This is a genomic window from Marisediminicola sp. UYEF4, from assembly GCF_040546025.1.
Taxonomy (GTDB): Bacteria; Actinomycetota; Actinomycetes; order Actinomycetales; family Microbacteriaceae; genus Marisediminicola.
The window spans coordinates 126,344-142,047 of the sequence record NZ_JBEPNA010000004.1 but is presented as its reverse complement, the minus strand read 5'-3'; the positions used below and the strand labels follow the sequence as shown (position 1 = coordinate 142,047).

The following is a 15,704-nucleotide window of genomic DNA, read 5'->3' as shown; positions in this document are numbered from 1 at the left end:
GACCCGAAGTGGGTAAACGGGTGTTCGTGTGAGAACTCGAATCCTTATGGGCGCAGCCTGTGCCGCGGGCATGAAGCTCCCGAGAAACGGATGCGTGATTGTCATCGGTCATTCGGTCTCGGCCAGGCCGCGGCGAGAATGACCCTCAATCGCAGATCACCTGACGGTCAGGGACTCCCGCACCCCCTGGCGGGCGCCACTGATGATCAGGTCCGCCGCCTTTTCGCCGATCACAATCGAGGGGGCGTTGGTGTGCCCGCGGATGATCTCGGGCATTACTGAGGCGTCTGCGACCCGAAGACCCTGCACCCCGCGTACGCGCAGGTCGCCGTCCACGGGAGCCGCGGAATCCGATCCCATGCGCGCCGTGCTCGTGGGGTGGTACAGCGTGTGGGAGAGGCCGTTGAGCGACTGCTCCGCACGCGTGACCGCGTCGAGATTCTCTCCGTTCATCGGGCGCAGGTAGGTTCCGTCTGCGACCGCCCGCATCGAGGGTGTCGCCAAGATGCGTTCTGCGATGGCCAGGCCCGCCATCATGACCGCGCGGTCCTCTCCGCCGGCATCCGACAGGTAGCGGGGGTCGATGATCGGCTTGTCGAGGGGATCGGCGGAGGCGAGCGTGACCGTTCCCGTGCTCTTGGGTTGCAGGAGGATGGGCCCCACGCTGATGCCGTGTGCGGGAATGCCGGAGAGACCTTCGTCGACGTAGGCGGCGGGCGCGAAGATGATCTCGATATCCGGCAAGGCGACGGCCTCACTCGACCGGACAAACCCGTAGGCCTCGGCGACATTCGACGTGAGCATCCCGCGACGACGCAGCAGGTATTTGCCCACCTCGCCCCGTGCCGTGGCGGTGAACAGCGTTCCGCCTGCGGTCCCGACCGCCACGAACGACACCAAATGATCCCGCAGGTTGGCTCCGACCTCGGGCGAGTCCGCCACCACGGGGATGCCGAGGGACTTCAGGTGCGCGGCGTCACCGATCCCCGAGAGCATGAGCAACTGGGGCGTGTTGACGGCGCCGCCGCAGAGGATGACCTCGGCGCGCGCTGTGGACTGGTGGAGTTCACCTCCGCTTGAGTACTCCACGCCCACGGCGCGTGTCCCGTCGAACAGAACGCGGGTGGCCTGGGCGCCGGTTCGCACGGTCAGGTTGCTGCGCCCCTTCGCGGGGGTCAGGTAACCGTCGACAGTGCTGTGGCGCGCACCCTTGGTCTGGCTGAGCATCGTCTGGCTGAACCCTTCGGGTTGCCGCGAGTTCGGCGGTACGACCGAATAGCCGGCTTCCGTCACAGCCTGAAGGAACGTGCCAGTCAGCGCCCGAGGGCTGCGCTGCGCCTCGACGCTCATCGGGCCGGCGACCCCGTGCTCGGGGTCCGTCGCATCCTGTACCTTCTCGACCCTCGTGAAGATCGGCAGAAGCGACTCGAATGACCAGCCGGCGCCCGCCAGCTCGGCCCAGCGATCGTAGTCGGCTGCGAATCCGCGCACCCACATCATGGCGTTGAGCGAGGATGACCCGCCCAGCACCTTCCCGCGCGGCCAATACACGGTTCGTCCGCCCAGCCCGGGCTGCGGTGTCGTCTCGTAGTTCCAGTCGAAGTCGCTTTTGAAGAGACCGGAGAACGCCGCAGGGATGTGAATCGCCTGGTTCTTGTCCGGGCCCCCCGCTTCGAGGACCAGGACAGTGGTTGAGGGGTCGGCGCTCAGTCTGTTGGCCAGCGCTGCACCGGCGGAACCGGCACCGACGACGACGTAGTCGAAGGATCCCGCGTTGCGCACGCTCACGACCGGCCCGCCAGAATCCGCAGGTCCTTGCGGAGAATCTTGCCGGAGGACGACTTCGGAATGGTCTCGATCATCTCGACCTGTCTCACTTTCTTGTACGGGGCGACGCGTTCGGCGACGAAGGCGATCACCTCGTCTTCGGTTAGTCCTGCGTGCGGTTGCAGCACGACATACGCCCTCGGCACTTCTTCGCCATCCGCATCCGCCACACCGATCACGGCGGCGTCGGCGACCAGCGGATGCGAGAGAAGGAGCGCTTCGAGCTCGGCAGGTGCGACCTGGTGGCCCTTGTACTTGATGAGTTCCTTGAGACGGTCGACGATGGTCACGTGACCATCCGCGCTGACCGTGGCGACATCGCCGGTGTGGAGGAAACCGTCGTCGGTTATGGCTTCCCGGGTGGCCTGCTCATTGCCGAGGTAGCCGATCATGATGTTGGGTCCGCGGCACAGCAGCTCACCGGGATCGCTCACCCCGGTCTCCGGCACCGCAATATCGTCGCCCGTGAGGGGATCGATGAGTCGGCACTCGACGTTCGGGATCGTGAAGCCCACACTGCCGAGGGGGATGTCAGTCCTCGTCACATCATGGGCGTGCGACACCGGGCTCATCTCGGACATGCCGTAGCCCTGAATGATTCGGCAATTGAGACGCTCGGCCACGGCGGCAGCGATGGCCTCGTCGAGCGACGCTGCACCCGACATGACGACCCGCACACTGTCCAACTGGTACTGGTCGACCAGCGGGTGCTTCGCCAACGCCACCGCGATCGGGGGCGCGATGAAAATGTAGCTGCAGCGATGATCCGTGATGATCCGCAGGAATTCGACGAGGTCGAAGCGGGGCATCGTCACCAACGTTGCTCGGGTGGAGATCGCCATGTTGAGCAGCACCGTCATCCCATAAATGTGGAAGAACGGCAGCACCGCCAGCACTCGGTCATCGGAGGTCACCCCGATCAGCGGCCCCGCCTGTACGACGTTGGCGACAAGATTGCGATGGGTGAGCATGACACCCTTGGGCTTCGCGGTCGTGCCGGAGGAGAAGGGCAGCACGGCCAGGTGCACACTCGGGTCGAAGCTGACCTCGGGAGCTGGCAGTCCCGCACCGATCAGGTCGGCCAGCGAGCGGTGGCCTTCGGCCCCATCCAGCACGATCACGTTCTCGCCAGCCAGCCCAACGCGTCGGGAGCCGGCGAGGGCGGCTTCGAGTAGCGGGGTGACCGTGATCAGGCGGGTGGCGCCTCCGTCCAACAGTTGGGAGGCGATGTCGTCCGCGGTCGCGAGCGCATTGATGGTGGTCGCGGTCGCACCGGCCCGAAGGATTCCGTGGAACACGGCCACGAAGGCGGGGCTGTTCGGCGAGTGCAGGGCCACGACATTGCCCACCGCGACGCCATCGGCCGCGAGGGCGCCCGCGATGGAGTCGATCTGCGCGATCAGCTCGCGGTAGGTCGTTGTCTCCCCGGATGTGCCGTCGGTGACGGCGATGCGATCCAGATCCGCTTCCTCGATCGAGCCGAAGAGGAAGTCGTAGACGCTCAGCTCGGGGATGCTGACGTTGGGGTACGGGCTCGTGAACACGGAGGGCGCTAAGCCTTGAACGCGGACAGGAAGATCGCGGGCATCTTCGCCCACGAGGGTTTGGCGACGAAGCCGGACAGCAGGCGTCCGGTGGTTCGGGCGCTGCGGGCTGTCACGAACCAGGGCGGCTTGGGGAACAGCGCGAACTCGCCGTGCGCGAAGGAGCGAGGGAACGGGCGGAACGGACCCGTGACGACAGTGCGCTCCACGTCATCGATGAGGAGTGCGTTATGCACGACTCCGATGCCCGACTGCACATCGTCGATGGTGTGGCCGGGGAATGCACCCCACGATGCCGTCGCCGTGAGGAAGCCGACCCCGGTCCACGCGTTGATCGCGACGGTGCCATACCGGAGAGCGGCGACAGCGTTCCGGAAGCCGATGCCGAGCTTCTTGATGACGCGCGGGTCGGCGATGATATTCGCACCCAATGTGCCGAGAAAGTCGCGGTTGACGGTCGCAACGGCGGTATCGACGTAGGCCTGTCCGGTGCCCGGCAGCTCGATGACGCCGAGGACGGGGGAGAAGTACTCGGTCGACTCGATGGCGGAGGCATCCCCGCCCACTTTGATGTCGACCAGGAGCCGCGTGCCATTGGCGAGCCGCTGCGCCTTCGGGTAGGCGGATCGCGCGTGCTCCATTCGGGAGTCGCTGCCGGGATACCAGGCGCGCCGTTGCGGTGCGCGCTCCAGTGCGGAGCGCAGTTCGGCGAGGAACGCGTCCTTCTGCGGCCAGTCCTTGCTGAGCACCACGATCTGTCCGGCGATGCAGTTGTAGCCGCCGTTGTGCAGGCGCTGCGTGGCGACGTGCTCCGCCTGGTAGCGCAGGTCGCGCGTGGTCCACTTGCTGGGCACCAGGATGATGGGCGAAACCCCTCCGAGCTCGCTCGTCATCGGCTTGGCGAGCAGTGGCGTTCCCGCGGCCCGTCGCTTCACCGCCTCGGCCCCGGTGCCCCACACGATCGTGTCATGGGTCGCGGCACTCCCGGTGATGTGCGCGTGGGCGATGCCGGGGTGGTGGGCGAGGTAGGTTCCTTCCGCAGCCCCGCCCTGCACGATCCGCACCAGTTTTGCGCTGACCAGCGGCTGCAGCGCCGCGAGGTAGACGCTCATCATGCCGGCCATTATCGGGTTGAGCTTCAGCAGCACAGCCCGGTTGTTCGCGACGATTTCGTACAGCACGTCCAGCGGCGGGATGGAGGTGATGTTGCCGGCGCCGAGCACGAGTCCGACACCTCCGGATGCTGTCGGAGTAAGTTCACCGAGGCCCGCTGAGGCCACTGCCTCGGCTGCCGTGACGCCAGGCTTGAGCCACACTTCCGCGCTGAAACCGTGGAGCAGCAGCGCCTGATGCGCGGTGTGCGGAAGAACCGGCACGGTGACCCGGTTGCCGGGTGCGGTGCCCATCTTGATTCCGGAGAGCGGCGACTTCCCGGTTGCGAGGCCGGCGACAGTGTGTGCGAGAGTTCCGACACCCGCGAGCGCCGCGTAGGGACCAGAGATCCACTCCTCGCCGACGAGCGGGGATGTCACACCCAATCCTTTGATGTCCCGAGCGCGCAGTGCCCACCGCTGCGCCTGCGCCGCCATCGCCGCATGGGTCGACGAGAGCAGTTTGGCGCGTTGGGCGAGCGGCATGGAGGCCCACGTGGCAGCCCCCTCGGTGAGATCGCCGATGGTCGCGTCGAACGCGGCTCGTACGGAAGCGGAAAGCTCGGAACCGGGAGCGGTCAGCGGGGTGCTCGCGTCGATGGTCATGGATCTCCTTTGATCGTGAGACCCAGTGTTGCCGTGCGAAGCCCTGCGGCCGATAGGCAGCCGCCCCGTATTTCGGTGGCAGACGTTGTGCGGCCGCACAACTGTGACCTCCTTCGCCGGGCTATGTTCCTTACATGAGCAACGCAAACAGTGCGATTCGGAACCCCGCGACGGCCGCACACGAGATCGATACGGACACCGTTGCGCTTTTTGCCGAGATGCTCGGCTCCGTCGGCACCATTGCCGATCGCATCGTCGAACAGATCCTCACCGGCGAGCACTCCTACACGGAGAGCACCCTCGCGGTGCCGGTGCTGCACTCCGTGGTGACTGAGAACGTGGAAGCGCTGCTTCGCGGACTCTCGGGCGAGCACCGATTGCTCGACGCGCCGCGCCGCGCTGGACGGGTGAAGGCGGAGTCCGGCATCCCCATGGCAGGGCTGCTGCACGCCTACCGCCTTGCTGGGCTGCAGCTCTGGGAGGAGATGATTGCTCGGTCGCACTCGTCGCAGAGTTCCGAATCGCTGCTCCGCGTGTCCTCCTCTGTCTGGGGCATCATCGACGAGTATTCGAACGCGGCAGCCGAGTCGTACCGCGAGGTCATCGACGACCTCGGTCGCAAAGACCAGCAGGCCAAGAGCGTAATGCTCCTGAGCCTGCTGGAAGGGGAGACCGCGCACAGCGAGATACCGCGCCTACTGCGTGCCCTCAACCTTCCGGAGCACGCCACCTATCTCGTCGTCGCCGCCGAACTGAGTGGCACGGGTGCCGACCCAATGCCCGGCATCGCCGCACGCCTTCGCGCCGCGGGAATTGCCTCGGCCTGGTCGACATGGAAGGGCGAGTTCGTGGGCCTGGTCGGCTGCACCTCCGAATCGGACGTGGCTATCGCGATCAACGTCGTCGCCGAACGTGCAGCCTCACGGATCGGCATCAGCCGGAGCGTGACCTCTCTCGCGGATGCGCGAAACGCCGTGCACCAGGCACGGTTGTCGTTGCGATGCACGCCGCGGGCCAATATTGGCGTTCGCCGGTTCGGTTCGGCGCCACTGGACGTACTCATCGTCAGCGACCCCCAGGCTGCGGCGGAGCTCCGAATCGACGTTCTCGGCCCGGTGCTCGAACTCGAGCCCAGAGAGCGGGCCCCGCTACTGGACACGCTGGAGGCGTGGTTCGCAGCCGATGGCTCCACGGCCGAAGCTGCGCTGCGGCTTCACTGCCATCGCAATACGGTGCTCTACAGGCTCGCGAAGCTGACCGAGCTGACTGGTCGCTCCGTGTCGAGACCGTCCGAGGTGGCGGAGCTGTACGCGGCGATGCGGGCGGCCCGTCTGGCGTGATCGGGTCGCACGTGAGTGCACCCGTTGTCAGGGCGGCGCGGCGGGCCTACTATCAGCGCACAGCGCTCGCTGGTATTGCCCATATCACGCACATCACGGGACGGGATCGGCCATGACCAAGTATCTGTTTGAAGCGAACTACGTTGGCGAGGGCATCACTGGCCTCATGCGTGAAGGCGGTACGAAACGGCGCGAGGCGGTCGTGGAAGCCCTGAAGTCCGCTGGAGGGTCGCTCGAGTGCTTCTATTACGCCTTTGGGGACACCGATGCGCTCGGGGTCTTTGAGATCCCCGACGAGGCCGACGCGCTCGCCCTCTCGCTCATGATCAATTCGACCGGCGCCGTGAAGCTCCGTCTGAAGCCGCTTCTGACGCCGGAGGACCTCGACGAAGCTGCCAAGAAGACGCCGTCGTACCGGCCCCCGGGGCGGTAAGGGCGCCGAGCATTTCGGCACGATGGAATGGTTCAGCGCGGTCGACTACGACCTTGCGCGGCAGGTGCTGCAGCGGGGGATCGCCGCGTGCTACCTGATCGCCTTCGTGTCGACGATCGACCAGTTCCCGGCGCTCCTCGGCGAGCGCGGGCTGCTGCCGGTGCCTCGCCTGCTCGCCCGCATCCGCTACCGGCAGTCGCCGAGCCTGTTCCACTGGCGCTATTCCGACCGGATGCTGCTCGCGATCTGCTGGACGTGCGCGGCCATCGCCGCCTCGCTCGTCATCGGCCTGCCGCAGCTCGGGCCGCCCTGGCTGCCGATGGCCGCGTTTCTGGTGCTGTGGGCCGCCTACCTCTCGATCGTCAATGTGGGGCAGACGTTCTACTCGTTCGGGTGGGAGAGCCTGCTCATCGAAGCCGGCTTCGTGGTGGCGTTCCTGGGGTCCAACGAGATCGCCCCGCCGATCGTGACCATCCTCTTCACCCGCTGGCTCGTGTTCCGGCTCGAGTTCGGCGCGGGGCTCATCAAGATCCGCGGGGGAGCAGAGTGGCGTGACCTGACGGCGCTCGACTATCACCATGAGACGCAGCCGATGCCGAACCCGGTGAGCTGGTATGCGCACCGGATGCCGACGCGCGTGCACCGGCTCGAGGTGCTCGGCAATCACTTCGTGCAGCTCGGCGTGCCGATCTTCCTCTTCGCCCCGCAGCCGGTCGCCTCGATCGCCGCCACGCTCATCATTGTGACGCAGCTGTGGCTCGTCATCTCCGGCAACTTCGCCTGGTTGAACTGGATCACGATTGTGCTGGCGTTCTCCGCGATCGACGATGGCACCGCGTGGCGGCTCGTCCCTGCTCTCGCCGAGCCGCGCCATGAGGCGCCGCAGGTGTGGTTCGTTGCCGTCGTGCTCACGGTCACCGCGCTGCTGGTCGTGCTCAGCTACTGGCCGGCCCGCAATCTCGTGGCGCGCCGCCAACTCATGAACGCGAGCTTCAACCGCTACCACCTCGTCAACGCCTATGGGGCATTCGGCACGGTCACGAAGCGACGGCGGGAGGTGGTGATCGAGGGTACCGACTCCGACGACCCCGACACCGCAGCGCGTTGGCGGGAGTACGAGTTCAAGGGCAAGCCGGGCGACCCCATGCGGATGCCACGGCAGTTCGCGCCGTACCACCTGAGGCTGGACTGGCAGATGTGGTTCCTCGCCCTCGGATCGCCCGACACCGGCTGGTTCCAGCGCCTGATGCTGCGCCTACTCCAGCAGGACCGCGCGACCCTGCGCCTGCTGCGAGTGAACCCATTCCCGGATGCGCCGCCGCGGTGGCTGCGCGCGCGGGTGTACGACTACCGTTTCACGACCAAGGCGGAACGCACCGAGAGCGGGGCGTGGTGGGTGCGCACCGAGATCGGGCTCCTCGTGCCGCCGGTGTCACTGCGCGACTAGCACGTCCGCCGCCGCCGCGGGATCGTTGCACCCGCAGCTGCGCCGGAGCACCAGTGCAGACGGCAGGATGTCGTGGGTCTCGTCGAGGTTCGACTTGTCGAGGCGTGCGAGCACGCGCTTCATCGCCGTCTCGGCGATGGTCTGGATGCCGGGGTCGACGCTGCTGAGGCCGGGGAACGCCCTCGCGGCGAGCTCCGATCCGTCGAAGGACATGACGGCGATGTCGCCGGGGACATACAGGTTCGCCTCGCGCACAGCACGGATCACGCCGACGGCCTGCATGTCGGTCGTGACGAAGAAGGCGGTGGGTCGCGCGGAGGCGAGCAGCTCCTTCGCCGCGAAGTAGCCGCCGTCACGGTCGTCATTTCGCGCGATGAGCCCGTCGTCGCAGGGGAGACCGGCCGACTCGAGCGCGGACCGCCATCCATTCACGCGCTCCTCGAGCAGGTTCGACACCGCTGCGGAACCCGTGACGCACGCGACGCGGCTGTGGCCGTGGACCTCGATGAGGTGCCGCACCGCCGTGGCCGCACTCTCACGGCTTTCGGCGACGACCGACGACACGCCGAGCCCGTGCGGGATCGTGTCGAGGATGAGAACGGGAAGGCCCTTGGCGGCGATCTCGGCCAGGTGGCCCATGGTCACGCCGAGCATGATCACGGCGTCGACCTGACGGTCGGCGTAGGTGCGCAGGTAGCGCTTCTCCCGCTCGAGGTCGTGCCCGACGGTGCCGATGAACAGCACATAACCGGCGTCGTAGGCGATGTCTTCGATCGCGCGAACGAGCGACGCGGTGGCCGGGTTGTTGAGGTCGGGCACCATGAGCCCGATCGACATCGTCGAGGACCGGCGCAGCGCCTGTGCGATCGCGTTGGGGCGGTACCCGGTCTCGAGAATTGCCTGCTCGATGCGAGCACGGGCGGCCGCCGAAACCGGGCGGGACCCGGGGTTCAGCACGTAACTCACGACGGCCGGCGACACGCCAGCACGCCGCGCCACATCCGCCCGCGTGACTGCCACAGTCATCCCCTGCCCCTTGAGTACCTTAAGACTAACCCCCGCCGCAGCGCGGCTTCGGCTTAGGCTGGGCCGATGTACACTTCGCGTCCGGCCGATTCGACGGCGATCGCTGTGGCCCAATTTGCCCCCACTGTCGATCGGGCGGCCAACCTCGAGACATTGAGAGATCTCGCAACGCTCGCGGCGTCCCGGGGGGCGAGGCTCGTCGTCTTCCCGGAGTACTCCGCCTTCTTTGAGGCCCAGCTCGGCCCGGAATCGGTTGCCGCGGCGGAGCCGCTCGACGGGGAGTTCGTCGCCGGGCTCGCCGCGATCGCGAAGGTTCTCGGGGTGCACCTCGTCGCCGGCATGCTCGAGACCACGACCGACCCGGCGCGCCTGTCGAATACCCTTGTCGCCGTCGACCCCCGCGGGGTGCTCATCGCGAAGTATCGCAAGATGCACCTCTACGACGCGTTCGGCCAGCGCGAGAGCGACTTCGTCGTTGCCGGCCCGATCGAGCAGCCCGAGACTTTCACCGTCGACGGCCTCACGATCGGCCTGCAGACCTGCTACGACATCCGGTTTCCCGAGGTCACCCGGCGCCTGGCGGACGCGGGCGTTGATGTCGTTGTGCTGCCGTCGGAATGGGTGCGCGGGCCGCTCAAGGAACAGCACTGGCGCACCCTCGTCACGGCACGGGCGCTCGAGAACACCCTCTACGTCGCCGCAGCAGACCAGGCGCCGCCGATCGGCGCCGGCAACAGCATGATCGTTGACCCCATGGGGGTGGAGCTTGCGACCGTGGGAGAGCAGACCGACGTCGCGATCGCGTGGGTGTCGAGGTCCCGCATCGAGGAGGTCCGAACCCGCAACCCCGCGCTCGCGCTGCGCCGGTTCGGCGTCACGGAGCGGTAGCCGGGGCGCGCATCATCGTGCGAGGCGCTCCAGCTGGGCGGATGCCCGTTCGAGCACCTCGACCCGCTTGCAGAATGCGAAGCGAACGAGCGAGCGGTACTCGTGCCGGTTCTCCTCGTGCACGAACGAGGTGAGGGGAATCGCCGCGACCCCCGCGAGCTCGGGGAGGGCGCGGCAGAACTCCGCACTGTCGGGGTAGCCGAGCCCCGCAGCATCCGCGACGACAAAATACCCGCCCTTGGGCTGGTAGATCGTAAACCCCGCCGCCACGAGTCCGGCGGAGAGAACGTCACGCTTGCGGCGCAGGTCGTCAGCGAGTTCGCGGAAGTAGGTGTCGGGAAGCCGGAGGCCGACCGCGATTGCGGGCTGGAACGGCGCACCGTTGACGTAGGTGAGGAACTGCTTCACCGCCATGATCGCCGTCACCAGTTCCGGCGGGGCGGTGATCCATCCGATCTTCCACCCCGTGGTGTTGAACGTCTTCCCGCCGCTCGAGATCGTGACCGTGCGTTCGCGGGCGCCGGGGAGCGCGGCGATCGGGATGTGCGGCTCGTCAAAGATCAGGTGCTCGTACACCTCGTCGGTCACGACGATCGCGTCGTGCTCGTGGGCGAGCTCGACAATGAGCTCGAGGGTCTCGCGCGGGAGCACCGCACCGGTGGGGTTGTGCGGATTGTTGATGAGGATGAGACGGGTGCGGTCGGTCACCGCTGCGCGCAGGTCGTCATGATCGGGCAAGAAGTCGGGTTCCCGGAGCGGCACGGTGCGGTGAGTCGCTCTGCTCAGCCCGATCATGGCGGCGTAGGAGTCGTAGAACGGCTCGAGCGTGACGACCTCGTCGCCCTCGTCGGCGAGGGCGAGGATCGTGGCCGCCAGCGCCTCGGTGGCTCCCGCGGTGACGAGCACCTCGCGGTCGGAGTCGACCGAGATGTCATAGAAGCGCGCCTGGTGCTCGGCGATGGCCTCGCGCAGAACGGGCATTCCCAAGCCGGGCGGGTACTGGTTCATTCCGTCGGCGATGGCTCGCTGCGCCGCGACCAGCACCTCCTGGGGTCCATCCTGGTCGGGGAAGCCCTGGCCGAGGTTGATCGCCCCCGAGGCGGCCGCGAGCGCGGACATCTCCGCGAAGATCGTCGGGCGGAGTGTGCCGTCGTCGCCGAGCAGCATGGCGGCGCGGGCGGTTCGAGCCCAGGCTCCGGAGATCGTCATGGCCTCCAACCTATCGCGTGGGTTGTGGATAGATCTGGCGCGAGATCCTCCCGGGGCCTACCGTCGGCTCATGAGGGAGTATCCGCGCGTCCCGGCGCTGGCGTTGGCCGCGCTCGCCGTGCTCGCCGTGAGCGGATGCTTCGCGGCGGCCCCCGTGGAACCTCCGGCTCCTGCCGTGAGCGCGTCCCCCGTGTTCGCGTCGGAGGAGGAGGCCCTGGCGGCGGCGACGGAGGCGTATGCGGCGTATCTGGACCTTGGGAGCCAAGTGGCACATGAGGGAGGTGTCCAACCAGAGCGAATGGCGGAGGTTTCGACAGGAAACGCTTACGAGCAGGAGCTTGAGGTTTTCGCTGCCATTCGTGGTGATTCCCTTCGTGGAGTCGGTGAACAGACCTTCGACACAGTGCGGGTTCAGAGCTACGACAAGGCCACGGGCGACGTGACCGTCTACCTCTGCTTGGACACGTCCGGTACAAAGTTGGTCGATTCAGGCGGCGCTTCGACGGCCACCGAAGAAAGGACAACCAGATTCCCGCTGGAGGTCGCCCTCACGCTTGGGGATGAAGGCTCACTTCTCTTGACGGAGTCTCAGTCGTGGTCCGGCTCGAACTTCTGTTAATCGCCCTGCTCATTGCTCCGGGCGCGGCGCCGGGGCAAACAGTTCCTGCAACGGGGGCAGGATGCGCAGCGTGGGGGGCAAGTGGGGAGGCATGCGCGCCACCAACCGCGACACCCGTCGTGAATCCCGACGGGATCGATCTCGGCACCTCCGTCACCGTTCCGGGCTCGGCGCCGCAGCCCGGTGGCGGGTCAGCGGGCGCGGTCAACGCTCCGCCACCGATCGCTCCGATCTGCGACCCCACCGGCAGGGTCTGCCGCGACCAGTACACCGTCACCGGCCCGCTCGAGGGGCGCGGCCCGATCACCCTCAGCGATCTCGTCAACTTCCGCCCTGTGGTCCAGGTGCACCGGATGCAGCCGGACGGCTGGTCGGTCGTCGGGCTGCACACGAACTTCTACACCGCGACCGTTACCCAAGTGCAGGACGACCTGCTGCTCGGTATCCCCGCCTCGGTGCGGTTTACTCCGGTTTCCTACCGCTGGGACTACGGTGACGGCGAGTCCGCCACATTTCAGACGGGTGGATGGTCCTGGAGCCACCTCGGGTTGGCGGAATTCGATCGCACGCCCACGAGCCATGTCTACGCTCAGCCGGGAACTTTCGATATCACCCTCACGGTTGGATTCGCAGCAGAGTACCGCTTCGGAGGAGCCGAGTGGATTCCTATCGCCGGCACTGTCAGCGTGCCAGCAAACCGCCTCACTGTGTCGGCCAGTGACGCGAAAACAGTTCTCGTCGGAACGGAGTGCACCGCCCGCCTGTCACCGGGGTGTTGAGCATCCCGCGCCTCGAATTACCGGGATCGAAACCCTGTACCAGCCGAGGCCCGCTCACAGCGTGGACAAATAGAATGCACAGGTTGGCGGGAAATGCTGACAGCGCTTGGAAGGAGCACCCTCATGACTGACGAGACCCAGAACCAGAATCCTGGCTCCGAAATGCCCGAAAACCCGACCGATGCGAACGCTACGCGACCCCTCGACGGCGGGCAGGCGGACTCGCCCTTCTCGCACGCTCCCACCGCCCCGGTCACGCCCGCCGCGTCGAACTATGGTCCGCCCGCGCCGCCAGCCGCGACGCCCCTCTCCGGCTATGCCCAGCCCGCCTCGACATCTCCCGACGGCTACGCGCCACCTGCGCCGGGCGTGGTTCCCCCCGCCTTCAGCGCGAACCGGTCCACCGAGGTGCCCGGCCCCGAGCGGTTCCCCGCCGCATCAGCACCGACCGGCAATAATCCAGCGAAGCGAGGGTCGAGCGTCAGCCTGATCGCGGCGCTCGCCATCGGCGCCCTCGTGGGCGGAGTGTCCGGCGCCGGAGTCACCGCGATCGCAATGGGCTCCGCCCAGGTCAGCGAGACGTCCAACTCGTCGAACGGACCCGCGAACATCACCGTGAACGACCCGTCGAACGCGACGACGGTCACCGCCGTCGCCGCGGCCGCCGGTCCATCCGTCGTCACCATTTCGGTGGCCGACGGCTCGGGCGCCGGCGGAACAGGTTCGGGCGTAATCATTAGCGAGGACGGGTACGTGCTCACCAACGCCCACGTCGTCACCCTCGACGGGGCTGCCGGCTCCCCGACCGTCTCGGTGCAGGCCAGCGATGGCCGGCTCTACAAGACCGAGATCGTCGGGGCCGACCCCATCTCGGACCTCGCGGTCATCAAGATCGACGGTGGCAACAACTTTGAGGCGGCGGAATTCGCCGACTCGAGCGAGCTCAACGTCGGGGACCCGGCGATCGCGATCGGCGCTCCGCTCGGATTGTCCAACACTGTGACGACCGGCATTGTCAGCTCGCTCAACCGCAGCATCACGGTCGCATCGTCCGCGGCGCCCAAGACCCCGGACGGCGAGGCCCCGGACAGCGGGGCGCCCGACGGCACCGACCCGTTCGACTTCTGGCGCTTCGACACCCCAGAGGGCGGCACGCCCGAGGGCGACACCCCCGCACCCTCGGGGTCGTCCACCATCGCGCTGTCGGTGATCCAGACGGATGCCGCAATCAACCCCGGCAACTCCGGCGGCGCCCTGCTCGACAGCGATGGCAAGGTCATCGGCATCAACGTCGCGATCGCGAGCGCCGGCGGGGGAGGACAGTCGACGGCCGGAAGCATCGGCGTCGGCTTCGCCATTCCCTCCAACGTCGCCAAGCGCATCGCCCAGGAGCTGATCGAGACCGGCACCGGAAGCCACGGACTCCTCGGCGCCACGGTGTCTGACGTCACGAGCGAGACAGCGCCGGTTGTCGGCGCGCAGATCCAGCAGGTCTCGCCCGGCGGGGCCGCTGCAGGCGGCGGCCTCAAGACCAGCGACATCATCACCGGGATCAACGGTCTCCCCGTGACCGGAAAGACCGACCTGACCGCTCAGGTGCGCGCACTTCCCGCGGGCGCCGAGGCGGAGATCACCTATGTGCGCGACGGAAAGCGTGCCACGGCAACGGTCACGCTCGGATCCCTCGGCTAGCGCGGATCCCTCGGCTAGGGGGATTGCGGGCTGTTAGGCTCGGGCCAGCTTGCCGGATCGGCCGTCGGTGGCGAACTACTCAGACCTCGGCCGTACGACTGGACTGCATGTGACGAGCGAGACATCTCCCGGGGTGTCGTACGTGATGCCTGTTCTCAACGAGGTCGATCACATCGAGGCGGCGGTCCTGAGCCTCACCAGCCAGGACTACGACGGGCCGTGTGAGGTCGTGCTCGCGCTCGGCCCGAGCGTCGACGGCACGAACGATGTGATCGACGGGCTCGCTCGGGCCGACCCCCGCATCCGCCGCATCGAGAACGAGCTTGGCTCGACGCCGGGCGGGCTCAATGCGGCCATCCGCGCGTCGACGCATCCGATCGTGGTCCGGGTCGACGCGCATTCGGTGCTGCCCAGGGACTACACGCGAATTGCCGTGACGACGCTACTGCGCACGGGCGCCGACAATGTCGGCGGGATCATGCAGGCGGAGGGCGAGACCCCGTTCGAAAAGGCCGTTGCGCGGGCCTACGGAGCCCGCGCCGGCCTCGGCGGCACCCCGCACCACGTCGGTGGTCGGGAGGGGCCGTCGGAGACCGCCTATCTCGGCGTGTTCCAGCGACATCGTCTCGTCGAGGTCGGGCTCTTCGACGAGGGGATCAAGCGCGGCCAGGACTGGGAGCTCAACCGCCGGCTGCGCGCGACGGGCGGCACTGTGTGGTTCACCCCCGACCTGAAGGTCGTCTACCGGCCACGCTCGAGCCTGCGCAAGCTCGTCCGCCAGTTCGTCGCCACAGGACTATGGCGCGGCGAACTCGCCCGCCGCTTCCCGCGCGCGAACTCGCTGCGCTACTTCGTCCCCCCGGCGATGGTGCTCGGCGTCACGGTCGGGCTCATTCTCGGCGTCATCGGACTGTTCTTGCCCGGAACCGCGGCCGGCGCCCTCGCGTTGGCCCTGGCGGTGCCCGCCCTGTACCTCGCCTTCGTGGTCGTCGCCGCGGTGCCCGTCGTGCGCAGCGACGGTGTGCGTAGCGCGCTCTGGTATCTCGTAGTCTTGCCGTGCATCCACTTCGCGTGGGGCATCGGCTTCGTGCTCGGCTTCCTGAAGCTGACCAGGAACATCACGGCACACACGGGAAGGTGACT

General features: G+C 67.4%; 13 protein-coding genes. 8 read left to right on the top strand and 5 right to left on the bottom strand.

Translation table 11 applies throughout. The annotated features are described in order from the left end of the window. Positions 1-156: 156 nt before the first annotated feature. Genes ABIB15_RS06445 through ABIB15_RS06435 form a run of 3 tightly spaced genes read right to left on the bottom strand, consistent with a single transcriptional unit; the run spans position 157 to position 5,128 of the window. Positions 157-1,788 carry a GMC family oxidoreductase gene (locus tag ABIB15_RS06445; protein ID WP_354476174.1) on the bottom strand — a complete coding sequence of 544 codons (1,632 nt, stop codon included), beginning with the start codon at positions 1,786-1,788 and terminating at the stop codon, positions 157-159. Then, positions 1,785-3,371 (bottom strand): AMP-binding protein, encoded by a 1,587-nt coding sequence (locus ABIB15_RS06440; RefSeq protein ID WP_354476173.1) that lies wholly within the window; start codon positions 3,369-3,371, stop codon positions 1,785-1,787. Before ABIB15_RS06440 ends, ABIB15_RS06445 begins: the two co-directional genes overlap by 4 nt. 8 nt (positions 3,372-3,379) lie before the next feature. Then, entirely contained in the window at positions 3,380-5,128 is a 1,749-nt protein-coding gene (locus ABIB15_RS06435) for an aldehyde dehydrogenase family protein (RefSeq protein ID WP_354476172.1), read from the bottom strand. A 134-nt stretch (positions 5,129-5,262) separates the two neighbouring features. On the opposite strand from ABIB15_RS06435, the gene ABIB15_RS06430 reads away from it, so the two are divergent. The 3 genes from ABIB15_RS06430 (at position 5,263) to ABIB15_RS06420 (ending at position 8,348) form a co-directional block, all read left to right on the top strand. Further along, positions 5,263-6,468 carry a PucR family transcriptional regulator gene (locus ABIB15_RS06430; RefSeq protein WP_354476171.1) on the top strand — a complete coding sequence of 402 codons (1,206 nt, stop codon included), beginning with the start codon at positions 5,263-5,265 and terminating at the stop codon, positions 6,466-6,468. A gap of 112 nt (positions 6,469-6,580) precedes the next feature. After that, entirely contained in the window at positions 6,581-6,901 is a 321-nt protein-coding gene (locus tag ABIB15_RS06425) for a GYD domain-containing protein (protein ID WP_354476170.1), read from the top strand. Positions 6,902-6,923: 22 nt separating this feature from the next. Then, positions 6,924-8,348, top strand: a complete 1,425-nt coding sequence (locus ABIB15_RS06420; RefSeq protein ID WP_354476169.1) for a lipase maturation factor family protein — start codon at positions 6,924-6,926, stop codon at positions 8,346-8,348. Here ABIB15_RS06420 and ABIB15_RS06415 read toward each other — a convergent pair. Beyond that, positions 8,334-9,374: a LacI family DNA-binding transcriptional regulator gene (locus ABIB15_RS06415; protein ID WP_354476168.1), complete on the bottom strand. Its 1,041-nt coding sequence runs from the start codon at positions 9,372-9,374 to the stop codon at positions 8,334-8,336. The genes ABIB15_RS06420 and ABIB15_RS06415 overlap by 15 nt on opposite strands. 66 nt (positions 9,375-9,440) lie before the next feature. Between ABIB15_RS06415 and ABIB15_RS06410 the strand changes: the two genes are divergently transcribed. Continuing rightward, entirely contained in the window at positions 9,441-10,262 is an 822-nt protein-coding gene (locus ABIB15_RS06410; RefSeq protein WP_354476167.1) for a carbon-nitrogen hydrolase family protein, read from the top strand. A gap of 12 nt (positions 10,263-10,274) precedes the next feature. On the opposite strand, the gene ABIB15_RS06405 is transcribed toward ABIB15_RS06410, so the two are convergent. Beyond that, complete coding sequence (locus ABIB15_RS06405; protein ID WP_354476166.1) at positions 10,275-11,471, bottom strand: pyridoxal phosphate-dependent aminotransferase; 1,197 nt, start codon at positions 11,469-11,471, stop codon at positions 10,275-10,277. Between the two features lie 70 nt (positions 11,472-11,541). On the opposite strand from ABIB15_RS06405, the gene ABIB15_RS06400 reads away from it, so the two are divergent. From ABIB15_RS06400 to ABIB15_RS06385, 4 genes are all read left to right on the top strand, one after another. Next, positions 11,542-12,090 (top strand): hypothetical protein, encoded by a 549-nt coding sequence (locus tag ABIB15_RS06400; protein WP_354476165.1) that lies wholly within the window; start codon positions 11,542-11,544, stop codon positions 12,088-12,090. Positions 12,091-12,209: 119 nt separating this feature from the next. Further along, positions 12,210-12,869 carry a PKD domain-containing protein gene (locus ABIB15_RS06395; protein ID WP_354476164.1) on the top strand — a complete coding sequence of 220 codons (660 nt, stop codon included), beginning with the start codon at positions 12,210-12,212 and terminating at the stop codon, positions 12,867-12,869. A gap of 123 nt (positions 12,870-12,992) precedes the next feature. Continuing rightward, positions 12,993-14,561, top strand: a complete 1,569-nt coding sequence (locus ABIB15_RS06390) for a S1C family serine protease (protein WP_354476163.1) — start codon at positions 12,993-12,995, stop codon at positions 14,559-14,561. Between the two features lie 103 nt (positions 14,562-14,664). After that, a complete protein-coding gene (locus ABIB15_RS06385) occupies positions 14,665-15,702 on the top strand; it encodes a glycosyltransferase family 2 protein (RefSeq protein WP_354476265.1) in 1,038 nt (345 codons plus the stop codon). Positions 15,703-15,704: the final 2 nt, after the last annotated feature.